Here is a 14157-nt window from a genome sequence, read left to right as displayed (position 1 = left end):
ATGAGTGTGCCGGTCGCTGTGGCCCGTGAGCCGCTGATTCGTGTACGAGAGTTGAGCAAAATATTTGGCGCGAGCCGGGCGCTGGATGCGGTCAGCCTGGACATCTATCCCGCCGAAGTGGTGGCGCTGCTCGGTGCCAATGGCGCGGGCAAGTCGACCCTGGTGAAGATTCTCGCGGGCAGCCAGACCGCCGACGCGGGCGAGATCTGGCTGGAAGGCGCGCCACGGCATTTCAGTTCACCGCTGTCGGCGCGGCGCTTCGGCATTGTCGCGGTGCATCAGCAGATCAATGAAGGCATTGCGCCGGGGTTGAGCGTCGCGGAGAACCTCCTGCTCGATGAACTGTGCAAGCCGGACGCGGACTTCTGGCTCAATCGCAAACGCCTGCTGGAACGCGCCGCGAGCATCGCCGCCGGGCTGGGTTTGACCTTGCCGCTGGAGCAGCCGATCGAACATCTCGGTCAGGCCGAACGGCAATTGGTGGTGCTCGCTCGCGCGTTGGCGTTGCAACCGCGCCTGCTGATTCTGGATGAGCCGACGGCGGCGCTTGCCGATGCCGAGGCGCAGCGCTTGTTTGGTTTGATCGACACCTTGCGCAGTCGTGGAGTGGCGATTCTGTACATCTCCCATCGACTCTCCGATCTGCAACGCGTAGCGGATCGCGCCATTGTGCTGCGTGATGGCCAGTTCGCGGGCGAGTTCACGGCGCGGCAATTATCCGAAGCGGTGAGTGCCATGCTGGGACAGGCGCTGGCCGAACATGTTTACCAGCCGCGCTTGGCCGGGCGCGAGGTGATGAAGCTCAGCGCCATGCAAATCCTGTCGCGCTCCGCCGCGTTCGATCTGAGCCTGCACGAGAATGAAGTCGTGGTGCTGACCGGCCTGTTGGGCGCCGGTAAAAGTGAAATCGCCGAGGTGTTGTTCGGCCTGCGTAAAGCGGCCTCGGGCAGGGTGCAACTGGATGGCGCGGACTGGCGTGCGGACTCACCGCGCCATGCCATTCAAAGCGGGGTGTTCTTCGCGGCCGAAGATCGCGCCAGTCAGTCGCTGGTAGCTGATTTCTCTTTGCGTCGCACCCTGACTTTGCCGTTTCTTGAACGCTTCACCCGCGGCGGTTTCATCCGCAACCGCGCTGAAGCAGCAGCGGTCAACGCGCAAGTAGCAACGCTGGGGATCAAGACTGCCGGCATCGATGTGCCGATGAGCGCACTGTCGGGTGGCAATCAACAGAAAGTCGTACTCGGCCGCTGGCTGCTCGGCGAAGGGCGGGTGTTGATCCTCGATGAACCCTTTCAAGGCGTCGACGTGCGCGCCCGCCGCGACATCGGCCAACTGCTGCGCGACAGCGCCAAGGGCCGGGCGACGCTGGTGATTTGCGCCGATGTCGATGAAGCCCTGGAAATTGCCGACCGCATCCTCCTGGTACGCGATCACGCCGTGGTCGCCGAGTACCCGCGCGCCGGCCTCAATCGTGCTGATCTGGTCGCGGCACTGGCCGGCAGCGACGTCACCGAACATTCCCCTCAAGCCACGCCAAGGAGCAGAGCGAGTGCCTGATTCAAGTTCACTGTTATCGACCGAGCCGGCCCGCGCCGAACGTCTGCTGCATGTGCTGATCCGCTACGGCCTGTTGTGGCTGCTGGCGCTGATCGTGGTGTTTTTCAGTGTTGCCGAGCCGGCATTCCTGCGCGTCGGCAACCTGTTCAGCATCCTGCAATCGGTGTCGATTGTCGCACTGCTGGCGTTGGGCGTGACGCTGACCATGGCCGTCGGCGGCCTCGATCTGTCGATTGGCGCCGTGGCGGCGATGAGCCTGATGATCGCCAGTTACGTGATGGTCGTGCTCTGCTGGGGTGCGGTGCCGGCGGTGTTGATCAGTCTGGCGGGTGGCGCGCTGGTCGGGCTGCTCAACGGCTGGCTGATCGTCAAACTGCGGGTGCCGGACATTCTCGCGACGCTGGGCAGCATGTTCCTAGTGATCGGCGTGCAGTTGATTCCCACGGGCGGACGCTCGATTGCAGTGGGCATGACCTTGCCCAGTGGCGAGGAAACCGAAGGTACGTTCAGTGCCGCGTTTCTTGCGCTGGGGCGCGGGCGGTTGTGGGAGGTGGTGCCGATTCCGGTGCTGATTACCGCTGTGGTCGCTTTAGCCGTGTGGCTGTTTCTCGAACGCACGCGCATTGGTCGTTTGTTCTATGCCATTGGCGGCAACGAGCAAGCGGCGCGACTGGCCGGTGCGCCGGTGCAGCGCTTCAAGTTGTTGGCTTACGTGCTCTCGGCGCTACTTGCATCGCTGGGGGGATTGTTGCTGGCCGCGCGGCTGGGTCGCGGCGACGTCAGTTCGGGCAATGGCCTGGTGCTGGATGCTCTCGGCGCGGCGCTGATCGGTTTTGCCGTACTCGGCGCGAAGAAGCCCAATGCCTTTGGCACTCTGATCGGTGCGCTGCTGGTGGCGGCGCTGCTCAATGGTCTGACCATGCTTAACGCGCCTTACTACGCGCAGGATTTCGTCAAGGGACTGGTGTTGGTGCTGGCCCTGATGTTCACGTTCGGCCTCGCGCATCGGGCGCGTTGAGCCGCTTCATTCAAGGAAGTTGTATGCACGGTTCAATCAAACAATTTGCCCGTCATTGCCTCGCCGGCGCGTTGCTCTCGGCCTTGGCGCTGAGCGCTCAGGCCAAAGCCTTGCCCGGCGCGCCGGCGCCGTTCGACAAAGGTCAGGTGCAGATTGCATTGGTCGGTTATTTGTTCTCTGGGGACTTCCCCGAGGCGTACTTGCGTGGCGTGGAAAAACAGACCGAAGCGCTGGGTGCCAACCTGCGCGTATTCGATGCCCGGCAGCAGGCGGCGAGTCAAGGCGAGATGATCGATCAGGCGATTGATCTGGGCGTCGACGGCATCATCGTTCAGCTCGGCCTGGCCGAAACACTGAAAGCGCCGATTGACCGGGCTATCGCCAAAGGCATCAAAGTCGTCGCTTTCGATGTCGATCTGAACACCCCGCAAGTAACCCAGGTCGAGCAGGATCACCATGCGCTGGCGCGTCTGGCGCTGGATCAAGCCGTCAAGGACAACGGCACAAAGTTCGATGCCGGCTACGTGTACATCAGTGGATTTACGCCGATGGAGCGCCGCGACGAGATCTGGAGTCAGGTCAAGAAAGCCAATCCGGGGATCGTCGAGAAGGCGCGCTTTGGCACGCTGAATCCACCGATTGCCAACTCGGTGGCGGATCAGGCCAGCGCCGTGCTTCGCGCCAACCCGGGCATCAGCGTGATTTTTGCGCCGTTCGATGAGTTTGCCAAAGGCGCGAAAATCGCTGTCGACGAGGCTGGGCTGACGAGCAAGGTGAAGATCTACAGCGCCGATATTTCCACTGCCGATATTCAAATCATGAAAGAGCCGGACAGCGCCTGGGCGGCGACGGCAGCGGTCAATCCGCAAGTGGCCGGGGCAATAAGTGTGCGCAGTCTGGCGATGTTGATTGCCGGGGAAAATCCGGGGCATCAGGTGCTGGTGCCGCCGACGCTGATTACCCGTCAGCAGTTGCTGGATCTGGATGTGAAAAACGTTCGAGATCTGGCGCAGAAACTCCCGGCCTTCGGTGATACCGCCAATGTCGCGCGGGCGCCGTGGATTCCAGTGGCTAACTAGATCTTCCTACTGACAACGATCCCGTGTAGGAGTGAGCCTGCTCGCGATAGCGGATTTGAATCCAACATTGTTGCCGGCTGATCCACCGCTATCGCGAGCAGGCGAAGGCCTACAGGAGATTGGGGGCACCCTTGAAATTGGAGCGACTATGCACAACAAAGCTGCACGCATACGCAAAAGCCGTTCACCGACGACGGATCCGGCGTACGGCAATCGACTACCCCCAGGCCAAGTGCTGACGGAGCGATTCCCAATTCTCCACGAAGGCGCAGTACCGGAATATGACCTTGCCAACTGGTCGCTGCGGGTGTTCGGCACGCTCGCACAACCGATCGAATTACGTTACGCCGACCTGCAGGCACTGCCGCAACGGCAACTTCGCTGCGACATCCATTGCGTGACACGCTGGTCGAAGTTCGACACTGAGTGGAGTGGGGTGCATCTGCAGGATTTGTTGCAGGCGTTCGATCTCCAGCCGACATCGGCGTTCGTCATGGCCCATGCCGATCACGATTACCAGACCAACTTGCGACTGGATGATCTGTTGCACTCCGACAGTCTGCTGGCCACCCATTACGCTGGCCAGCCGCTGACCGCGCAACATGGCTGGCCGCTACGGTTGGTGGTGGCGGGGCGGTATTTCTGGAAGAGCGCAAAGTGGCTGCGCGGGCTGGAATTTGTTGAACAGGAACAGCCGGGGTTCTGGGAGCAGAACGGCTTTCACCTGCACGCCGATCCGTTTGCCGAACAGCGATTCAGTGGTGATGAACTGGATATTGCAGAGGATGCCTGGCTGGAGAAAGCCTTCGACTAAGTAGCGTCTGATGCAGATCAAAACTGTAGGAGTGAGCCTGCTCGCGATAGCGGTGTGTCAGTTGACAACTTTCTTATTGATATACCGCTATCGCGAGCAGGCTCACTCCTACAGGGAACCGTATTTCAGTCTAAAAATTGTTTTTAGTTGGTTGAAGTGTTGGCTCAGCAACACTTCTGCTGAACTAAGAACAATCCTTTAGAGCGATCTAACCTAAGCGTTATTGGTTCTTTTACGAGTTGCGGCAGCTCGTCTAGCATCGGCTTTCAAGGGGAAACGTCTCACGCTGGGGAAACTGCAACTCACCGTAAACAAGCCTTCACTGCCTTCCAGAAATCCAAAACTACAGCAGACATTGCCGCGCATTGCTTGCCGAACTTTATTGTCGGTAACGGCCGGGTATTAACTGCGATTCAAGGAGCTGTTATATGCATCACCGTTCCCGTTCATTATTGGCGGCTGCTGTCGTGTCCGCCATCTGGCAACTTCCGGCCAACGCAGAAGAAACTTCCGCCAGCGCCGACAGCGAATCGCGACTCGGCACCGTGTTGGTCACCGGCACCCGGGGTACTTCGCGCACCGTGCTCGACTCTCCGGTGCCGGTCGACGTGCTCACCGCCGAAGACCTGAAATCCGCCGGCGCCGCTGATGGTGAACTGGGCGCGGCGTTGCAGACGTTATTGCCATCCTTCAGCCTGCCGCGCCAATCCAACTCCGGTGGCGCCGACCACGTGCGCGCGGCGCAACTGCGTGGCATGAGCCCGGATCAGGTGCTGGTACTGGTCAACGGCAAGCGTCGCCATACGTCAGCGGTGGTCAACGACTCGTCGAAGATCGGGCGCGGTACCGCACCCGTGGATTTCAACTCGATCCCGCTCAGCGCGATCAAACGCATCGAAGTGCTGCGCGACGGCGCCGGTGCGCAGTACGGCTCCGACGCGATTGCCGGGGTAATCAATATCATCCTGGATGACGCGCCGGAAGGCGGCGAGGTGTCTACCAGTTATGGCGCCTATCACACCCATCAGGACGCCATCGACAAGACCACCACCGACGGCCAGAACAGCGTGACCACGGCGAAGATCGGCACGCGCCTGGGCGAAGAGGGCGGGTTTATCCGCGGCGGCACCGAATACAAAGATCGCAATCCGACCAACCGCTCCGGTTTCGACGGTTTTGCCGACAGCCCCGGTCAGCGCAACTATGTGATGGGCGACGGCGTTGCGCGTGACGTCAACCTCTGGTTCAACAGTGAACTGCCGCTGGCCGGCGGCAAAGCCTACAGCTTCGGCACCTATAACCAGCGCCATACCACCGGCGCTGAGTTCTATCGTTATCCGTATGAACAGCCGCAGTTCTACCCCAACGGCTACTTGCCGCAATCGCTCGGTGACAACAAAGACGTCTCCGCCACCGCCGGGTTCAAAGGCCTGCTCGGTGACGAGTGGGACTTCGACAGCAGCGTTACCCACGGCCGCAACCGCTTCGATGGCTCGACCCGGCGCACGCTTAACGTCAGTCTCGGCGAAGACTCGCCGACGAAGTTCGACACCGGCGATTACGAGCTGCGCCAGACCACCACCAACCTCGACTTCAGCCGCGAACTGCGCCTCGGCGAGCGCTCCTTTGTATTGGCGGTGGGCGGTGAATACCGCTACGAAAATTACCTGACCTACGCCGGTGACGAGGCCTCGTATATCGGCTCCGGAGCGGACGGCGCCAATGGCCTGCGCCCGAGCGAAGAGTCGGATCTGGATCGCAACGTGTTCGGTACTTACGTCGAGTTGTCCGGCGATCTCACCGAGCGCTTCTTCGTCGACGCCGCCACCCGCTGGGAGCATTACGACGATGCCGGCAGCAAACTGACCGGCAAGCTCAGTGGTCGCTACAAACTCACCGAGCAATGGGCCCTGCGCGGTGCGGTGTCGAACAACTTCCGCGCGCCGTCGCTGGCCCAAAGCGGCTTCCAGAACACCACCAGCAACTTCGGCGATGGCGGCACGCTGACCGACATCCGCGTGCTCTCGGTCAACGACCCGATCGCCCGCGCACTCGGCGCCGAGAAGCTCGATCCGGAAACCTCGAAGAACTTCAGCCTCGGCCTGACCTTTCAGTTGAATGAACGCTTCGATGCATCCCTGGACGTGTTCCGCATCGACGTCAAAGACCGCATCACCCTGTCGCAACGCATTGGCAGCGATGCCCTGGAAAACTACATCAACGACAACTTCGGCGTTGCTGGCGTGCACGACGTCAACTTCTTCACCAACGCCGCCGACACCAGCACCCACGGCGCCGAACTGGTGCTCAACTACCATCAGCCGTTCTACGAAGGGCAATTGGGCCTGACCACCGCGTACACCTACAACCACACCAAAGTCACCAGCACCAAAGGCACGCCGTCGCAATTGACGGCGTTGGGCATCGGCAACGACGCCCTCGTTGGCGTTGAAGAAACCAACACCCTGACTGATGCTGCGCCGAAGGATCGCTTCATCTTTTCCGCCAACTGGGCCAGTGAACACTGGGGCTTGCTCGGTCGCTTGACGCGCCAGGGCGAGACCACCCGGGTGTTCGATTTCGGCGACTCGCAGCCCGAGCAAACCTATGGCGCGGTGTGGCAACTGGACGCCGAAGTGGCTTACAAATTTACGCCGAAATTCAACATTGCCGTAGGCGGCAATAACCTCACCGACAACTACCCGGAACGTTCCGGTTCGGCGATCAACTACGGCGGCAACCTGCCGTACGACGTGCTCTCGCCAATCGGCACCAACGGCGCCTACTACTACGCCCGCGCTACCTATGGTTTCTGACGCGGGGCCGGGGCGGCATCTGCCGGTTTTTCACGCGTTGCTGATCACGCTGGGCATGGTGATCACCACCGACATCCTGAAAACCGCGCCGACCGTGGCGCTCAATGTCGGACCGCAATATTTCTATCTGGTGTGGGTGCTGGGTGGCGTCGCATCAATGATCGGCGCGCTGTGTTTTGCCGAGATGGCCACAGCGTTTCCGCACCCGGGTGGTGACTATCATTTTCTGCGCACGGCGTATGGCGAGCGTATGGGATTCTTGTTCGCCTGGTCGCGGTTTTCGGTGATGCACACCGGGTGGATAGCGTTGTCGGCGTTCATGTTTGCCGATTACGTCGATGCGGTGGTGCCGTTGGGGCAGTACGGCTCGGGGTTGTTTGCCGCAGTGGTGATTGCGGCATTGGTGCTGCTTAATCTCACCGGCAAGCACATTGGCTTTCTCACCCAGACCTTATTGGTGGGACTGTTGGCATTGGGTTTTTTGAGCATTGCCAGTGCCGGCGTTTTTTTGGCCTGGCAAGGTATCGAAGCGACTGCGCCGAGTCTTGCGCCCGTCGCGGAAAACACCGGTATGGCCGGGTTTTCGGCGGCGATGATTTTCGTCTTTCTGGCGTTCGGCGGCTGGAGCGATGCGGCGACATTATCGGCAGAGGTTCGCGATGGGCGACGAGGGATTTTCATTGCCATGCTCGGTGCGCTGAGCGTGTTGATGGCGATCTATCTGGCGCTCAATTGGGCGTTCGTTCAGGGCTTGGGATTCGCTGGACTGGCCGCCAGCAATGCACCGGCGGTTGAGTTGTTGAACCGTGCTTTCGGTGCACCGGGTGTCATGCTGATTTTGCTGATGGTCGGCATCGCGGCGATTGCGACCATCAACTCGACGCTGCTGGTCGGCGCTCGCACCACTTACGCTGCTGCGCGCGATGTGCCACAACTGCGCAGCTTCGGTGCTTGGGACGATCGGCATGGTGTGCCGCGCAAAGCGTTGCTGGCGGAAGGTGCGGTGGCGTTGCTGCTGGTGCTGTTTGGCAGTTTTACCCAGAGCGGTTTCAACACCATGGTTGAATACCTGACCCCGGTTTATTGGTTGTTTTTGAGTTTGAGCAGCGTGGCGCTGATTATTCTGCGGGGGCGTTTTCCCGAGGTGGCGAGGCCGGTCAAGGTGCCGTTGTATCCGCTGTTGCCGTTGCTGTTCTTCGGGTTGTGCCTGTACATGCTGTATTCCAGCGTGACGGTGGTGGGGGTTGGGGCGTTTTTTGGGATTGGAGTGTTGCTGGTTGGTGCCGTGCTATTGGCCGGGTTGAGCCGTTTAAAAGCGATCCCTCACCCCAGCCCTCTCCCGGAGGGAGAGGGGGCCGACCGAGGTGTCTTGCGTGATACATCGACCTGACAGACTGAGTCGATTATGGATTCAGTGAAGCACGTTCAGGTCGGCGTACTTCTTCAATATCCCCGGATCGGTTCCCTCTCCCTTTGGGCGGTCCGACGTTTCGGGAGGGCTAGGGTGAGGGGCTTCTAGAAGGACACCTCCGCCGGCTGCGACAACCGCAGCACCGACAAGTCCCCCGTAATACGCTTGTAAGCCAGACGAATCGCTTCGATGCTGGCCCCATTCTTCGCACTGTTCTCATGCAGGATCACAATCACCTTGGTGCTCAAGCGCTCAGGCTCCTTCGCGCCCTTATCCCGCCACTGCCCGTAGGCATCGAACACACTGAAACCATCAGGAAATCGCGACGTCACCTCCTGATCAAGAAACTCACGCCAGCGCGCCGGACTGACCACACCTTCCTTGCCATCGATCGAACCCACGGAGAAGTACAACTCGGTGCGAATCCACTGCGCCTGCGCCGGCCGCGACGCATCGCCTTGCAGGGTCGAGCTGGCGGGATCATGGGTGTGCACGGACGCAGGAGGAGGGCTGGCACAACCGGCGACGGCGACGAACAGCGCCGCCAGTAAAAGACGTCGAGGCATGGAACATCCTTATTGAACGATGAGTAAGCCGCTCGAGTATAAGGTTGCTGTCTGACCGCCAATAAAGACCTAAAAAGCAGGCATTTAGGCGCTTCGGGAATAACCCTTCAGCGCGCAAAAATGTGGGAGCGAGCCTGCTCGCGAAAGCGATTTTTCAGACAGCGAAAATATTCCATGCCAGAGCCTCACCGATTCATTACGCACTCGCCGGTGGTTTCGCCAACGCAATCTCTGCCGCACCCAGCCGCTTGAGAATCTCGAACAGCAAATCACTTTTGGTCACCCCGACAATCCTCGGGCTGCCCACATACCCGGTCACCGTCAAGGTGATCCCGTCCGGCGACAATTTGCTGAAGCGCACAAACGGCGCCGGTTTATCGAGGATGGTTTCGTTCTCTCGATAGGTGTTGAGCAACAGGTCCTTGACCTCTTCAGGATCGATGTCCAGCGGAAACACCAACTCCAGCGATGCCACGCCTTGCGCGCTGCCGCCCAGGGTCACGTTGCGCAGGTTCTGCGAGATCAGTTGCGAGTTCGGCACGATGACGATCGAGCGGTCGCTGAGCTGGATTTCCGTGGCGCGCACGTTGATGCGGCGGATGTCGCCTTCCACACCACTGATGCTGATCAAGTCGCCGACTTTCACCGGTCGTTCAGTCAACAGAATCAGGCCCGAGACGAAGTTCTTGACGATCTCCTGCAGACCAAAGCCGATACCCACCGACAGCGCACTGACGATCCACGCCAGATTGGTCCACTGCACGCCCAGTGACGACAGCGTCAGCAGAATCACGAACGCGTAACCGATGTTGGAAAACAGCGTGCTCAGCGAGGCGCACATGCCCGGGTCCATGTCGGTCTTGGGCAGAAACTCGTTGTCGAGCCAGCGGCGCAGGGCGCGGATCAGCCAGATGCCGATCATCAGCGCCAGGACGGCATTGAGCAGGTGGCCGGGAACGATGTTCAGCTTGCGCAGCCCGGCGCCGCCGAGGATCGCCATGATGTTGCTCGCCAGTTGCCCGAGCGTGGTGCCGATGCCGCCGACAAACAGGGCGATGACCGCCAGCAACAGCAGCGCTGCCCGACTGAAACCCGACAGCAGAATCTCGATCTGATCAAGCCGTCGATCGCCAATGCCGAGCAGCTGTTTGAGCGCCTTGCCGCTGGCGTGCCGTGGCGAAAAAACATGCTCACAGACGTCCTTGACCAGTTGAATCAGCAGGTAGAAACCCGACAAGACAATGTACGCCCACACCAGCTCATAACTGATGAACCGCGCCAGCGACACATAGCCGGTGAGCAGAGCGATCGCCGAGACGAACATCGAGATGCTCGCGATGGTGTAAATCACCCCGGCAAATGTGCTGTTGGCCGCCGAGGCATCATTGGCCGCGACCAGTGCCTTGCGCACTTTGCCGACGCGCAACAGCAGGACCGTCACGATCGCCAGCACGACGATCGAAATGACCCCGCGCCCGGCGATCACGATCTGGCTGCTCATGCCGGTGGCATTGCTGACCTGCACCAGCGTCACCAGCACCAGTAACGTGCAGGACAGAATGCGCGGGTAGGGTTTGAGCGCCAATGCCACTTGATCGGCAATCGCTGGCAGGCGCCACGAGGGATGCTCGGTCGACAGCAACGCACGGCTCAATCCGGTGAGCAGCACGCAGGCATAGACGACTTTTTCGAACTCTTCGGAGAAGGTTTCCAGCACCGGCGGCAAAGGCTGGTGGCGGGTGCAGGCGTAGAACAGCAATTGCAAAGCAATCGCGGTGGTGGCGATGGTCGCCAGCGCCGAGGCGAACGCCAGCGCACTGCGACGCAGGCGACCCTCGGGCATGCGGTAAATGCACACCCAAGTCAGACCGCGTTCGGCCAGTCTGCGGCCGAATGTCCAGATGATCAGCGCCAACGCCATCAACACACTGGTGTAGAAACGTTCCCCTGGTGCCCACACGGTGGCCCAGGTGTCGCGCACCTGCGCGACGAAAAAGCGTAAACGCTGACGGTCGTCGTCACTCGGGCTCACCAGCGGCGACCAGAAACTCGGGCTCAGCACGCTGTCAGTGCCCAGCGTCAGCTCACTTTCAAGCAGTGTGCGACGGATGCCGGCGATCTGCGTAATCAGATCCGCCGCGCTCTGTTTCAGCGCCGCCAGGCTCTTCAATGTGCCGTCGACCTTGCTCTTCTGCTCGGCCAGCGACGCTCGTTGCGCGACGATGTCTGCTTGCTCAGCTGCCAGATCGGCATCCGGCGCCGCCCCCAGCACCCCCAACTGCACCGCCAGTTGCGCCTGCTGCGGCAACAACGCCGCCGACAACCGATCGACATCCAGAATAAACGCCTGCACCCGATCCTGCGGGCCTTCGAGCTGGTTGTAGTTGTTCGCTGCGGAAATCTGTTGTTTGAGGCCATCGAGGCGTTGTTGCAAGGCCTGCAGATCGCTTTGCGAAATCACCGGCAATGGCGCAGCCGCGGTGGTTACCGGCGCCGGCAAGTCGGCTGCCCATAGCGTCGGACTACCGCCAACCAGCAGCATGAATGCGAGAATAAACAACGACTTCAATGTGTTGCGCATGGGTGCGGCGGCTCGAATTGATCACACAGTCTATGAGGTTAGGTGATCAAGCCGATCGGGGAGGAAAAGTTTCGGGCAGAGCAGGGCAGGTGCGCAGCGCGTCCAGACGAAAAAAGCCCGACGGGTGAGGTCGGGCCTTTCTTCGGTGACTGCGCTGAAACGCTGCATTCAGACGGCGCGGCGTTCGAGCAAACGGTCTGAACCGCCTTCGGCTACTGCGTCGCTGAACAGCGGGTCGGTTTCGGTGGCGGCGGCTACCGCGTCGCTGAACAGTGGGTCAGTCTGAGTAGCGTCGGCCACTGCATCGCTGAACAGCGGATCAGTCTGGGTGGCAGGTTCAGCGGCAAAAGCATTCAGGGCAAAGAGCGAGAAAGCGATGCTGAAAAGGGCTTGGCGTTTCATGAGTGTGTGCTCCGTGGGGTAGTGGTGAGGTCTGGAGCCGATCTTACGCCGCGAGCCTGATAAGAGAACTTCATTGAATCAATGGTTGTTATTGATGCGATTAATGATCTGCGTTGATGTCGCATTCCAGAGGGGAATGCGGGGCATAAAATTAATGAATTTTTCTTATGTGATTTCTCGGCGTAGTTTCTTCTGAAACAGAAAGGAGTCTCGTCGTGCACCCAACATCAGCAGAAAAATTCGACACCTCCCGCGCCAGCGAATATGCCCGACAAAGCCGCATCGCCCTGGCCGGCTACGACGCCTGTCACGATCTGGCGGCCTGCATGTTGGCCGCCAGTCTCGGTTCGCGCCCGGCCAACATACTGGTGGTCGGCGCGGGCGGTACGGCACAGGAAATCATTGCGATGGCGGCGCTGGAACCGCAGTGGCGTTTCATCGCGGTCGATCCTTCCGCGCCGATGCTTGAAGCCGCCGTGCAGCATTTGGAGGCCAACGACTTGCTGCATCGGACGCAGGTTCATCTCGGGCATGTCGAGGACTTGCCGGCCGATGCGCAATTCGACGCGGCGACGCTGATCGGCGTGCTCCATCATCTGAACGGTGATGAACCCAAGCACCAGATCCTGCAATCGATTCAGGCGCGTCTCAAGCCGGGTGCGCCGCTGATTGTCGCGGGCAATCATTACGCCTATGCCAGTCAGCCGTTATTGCTGGAAGCGTGGGGGCAGCGCTGGCGCCAGCAGGGTGCGAGCGCGGAGGAGGTGAAGGCCAAGCTGGGCAAGATTTTGCAAGGCGCCGATCCGCCGCATTCCGAGGCGGCGGTTCAGGCGCTGTTGCATGAGGCGGGATTTGGGGAAGCGACGCGGTTCTTCAGCAGTTTGTTCTGGGGCGCGTGGCTGACGTGTAAACATGTCTGAGCAGTCGCTGAACAAGGTCGCGCCTTATCAGGAAATGCTGGGACGAGGTGCCCCTTCTACATTCTCAGTCTTGCTTTCGAATGAACAGTGGCCGATCAGATCGCGAGATGGAGAGCGCGCTCAGCCATTCACTAGCTGACGACGATGACACTTGCGTGGTGGTAAATGATGACTCTCCTTCCTGCATACTGGGTACCGTAGAGGCTGACCATGTAGTCGGCGAAAAAGGTCGAGAGGGTCGCAAGATCCGGCGACTTCCACTCGCCGGTATTGGCGTCGATAAACAGGCACTCGCCGGCTTGTGCAACGTAGAAGGCAATAGCGTGTGTACCGCCGAGTCCAATGTAGTAGAAACCGTTCCCTGTGAGATGGGTGTGTAGCGCTTGCTCGAAGGCTGTGTAGTCGACATCACTCACCTTATTAACCTCCTGCAATCCGCCCGACATGTATCGATGGAGCATGCTGGCCGATTTGGTGAGGTTTGTGGCGGCTTTCACCGCTGCATCTGAAGCCTCGGCAACTTTTTCCGCAGTCGGCATCCTTTCAAACCAGCCCCTCTCGCTCTTTCCGTTGAAGACTGCGTCGAGCCGTTCGGCCTCGTCCATGAGGGTTCTGAACTGGGTTCTCGAGGTTTCGAATTCTTTGCCAACGGCGTTGAAGGCAGCCTGATATCTGACGAACTCCATATTCACTTTACCGTCAGTGTTGGTCGCGAGTTTGCGAAAGGCGACGATGTTCTGCTCGCCAAGTAATTGGGCGCCAATCCAGCGGCTGGCCATCCCGCGACAAACACCGCCGTCAATGGTCTCGTCGTCACTCTGATAGGTCGGCGTGATCATCTCGAGAGTCGGGTGTCTCGTCAGGAGGGCATCGGTGGTGGTTCGAGCATGATCGGGCATTGAGATCTCCTTGTCCTTCTAGCACGGTCTTCCTGACTCGGTAGAACTAAGATGGGGACCGCGCCGCCCGGACTTGAGGCCGATAGTTCCCAGC

11 protein-coding genes are annotated in these 14157 nt (G+C 60.1%); 7 read left to right on the top strand and 4 right to left on the bottom strand.

Annotation, left to right across the window (positions count from 1 at the left end; all coding sequences use genetic code 11):
* The 6 genes from ACZZ0A_RS13000 to ACZZ0A_RS12975 all read left to right on the top strand — a co-directional run bounded on the left by ACZZ0A_RS13000 (position 1) and on the right by ACZZ0A_RS12975 (position 8674).
* Complete coding sequence (locus tag ACZZ0A_RS13000) at positions 1–1557, top strand: sugar ABC transporter ATP-binding protein (RefSeq protein WP_414915972.1); 1557 nt, start codon at positions 1–3, stop codon at positions 1555–1557.
* On the top strand, positions 1550–2575 hold the full coding sequence (locus tag ACZZ0A_RS12995) for an ABC transporter permease (RefSeq protein ID WP_463543239.1): 1026 nt from the start codon (positions 1550–1552) through the stop codon (positions 2573–2575). The genes ACZZ0A_RS13000 and ACZZ0A_RS12995 overlap by 8 nt, the downstream gene beginning before the upstream one ends.
* Positions 2576–2598: 23 nt before the next feature.
* Positions 2599–3654, top strand: coding sequence for a substrate-binding domain-containing protein (locus ACZZ0A_RS12990; RefSeq protein WP_447785837.1), 1056 nt, complete (start codon positions 2599–2601; stop codon positions 3652–3654).
* 148 nt (positions 3655–3802) lie between these two features.
* Entirely contained in the window at positions 3803–4468 is a 666-nt protein-coding gene (locus tag ACZZ0A_RS12985) for a sulfite oxidase-like oxidoreductase (protein ID WP_463543238.1), read from the top strand.
* Positions 4469–4896: 428 nt separating this feature from the next.
* Positions 4897–7284, top strand: a complete 2388-nt coding sequence (locus tag ACZZ0A_RS12980) for a TonB-dependent receptor plug domain-containing protein (protein WP_007916091.1) — start codon at positions 4897–4899, stop codon at positions 7282–7284.
* On the top strand, positions 7274–8674 hold the full coding sequence (locus ACZZ0A_RS12975) for an APC family permease (protein ID WP_463543237.1): 1401 nt from the start codon (positions 7274–7276) through the stop codon (positions 8672–8674). The genes ACZZ0A_RS12980 and ACZZ0A_RS12975 overlap by 11 nt, the downstream gene beginning before the upstream one ends.
* A gap of 125 nt (positions 8675–8799) precedes the next feature.
* On the opposite strand, the gene ACZZ0A_RS12970 is transcribed toward ACZZ0A_RS12975, so the two are convergent.
* From ACZZ0A_RS12970 to ACZZ0A_RS12960, 3 genes are all read right to left on the bottom strand, one after another.
* Positions 8800–9261 (bottom strand): DUF3574 domain-containing protein, encoded by a 462-nt coding sequence (locus ACZZ0A_RS12970; protein WP_463543236.1) that lies wholly within the window; start codon positions 9259–9261, stop codon positions 8800–8802.
* Positions 9262–9457: 196 nt separating this feature from the next.
* Positions 9458–11842 carry a DUF3772 domain-containing protein gene (locus tag ACZZ0A_RS12965; protein WP_463543235.1) on the bottom strand — a complete coding sequence of 795 codons (2385 nt, stop codon included), beginning with the start codon at positions 11840–11842 and terminating at the stop codon, positions 9458–9460.
* Between the two features lie 168 nt (positions 11843–12010).
* Positions 12011–12244, bottom strand: a complete 234-nt coding sequence (locus tag ACZZ0A_RS12960; protein ID WP_463543234.1) for a hypothetical protein — start codon at positions 12242–12244, stop codon at positions 12011–12013.
* A gap of 215 nt (positions 12245–12459) precedes the next feature.
* On the opposite strand from ACZZ0A_RS12960, the gene ACZZ0A_RS12955 reads away from it, so the two are divergent.
* A complete protein-coding gene (locus tag ACZZ0A_RS12955; protein WP_463543233.1) occupies positions 12460–13164 on the top strand; it encodes a class I SAM-dependent methyltransferase in 705 nt (234 codons plus the stop codon).
* A 131-nt stretch (positions 13165–13295) separates the two neighbouring features.
* On the opposite strand, the gene ACZZ0A_RS12950 is transcribed toward ACZZ0A_RS12955, so the two are convergent.
* Positions 13296–14063 carry a YopT-type cysteine protease domain-containing protein gene (locus ACZZ0A_RS12950; protein ID WP_007916102.1) on the bottom strand — a complete coding sequence of 256 codons (768 nt, stop codon included), beginning with the start codon at positions 14061–14063 and terminating at the stop codon, positions 13296–13298.
* Between the last annotated feature and the right edge of the window lie 94 nt (positions 14064–14157).

The sequence above is a fragment of the Pseudomonas sp. AC242 genome, from assembly GCF_979258655.1.
This window is presented reverse-complemented; position numbering and strand designations above follow the sequence as displayed.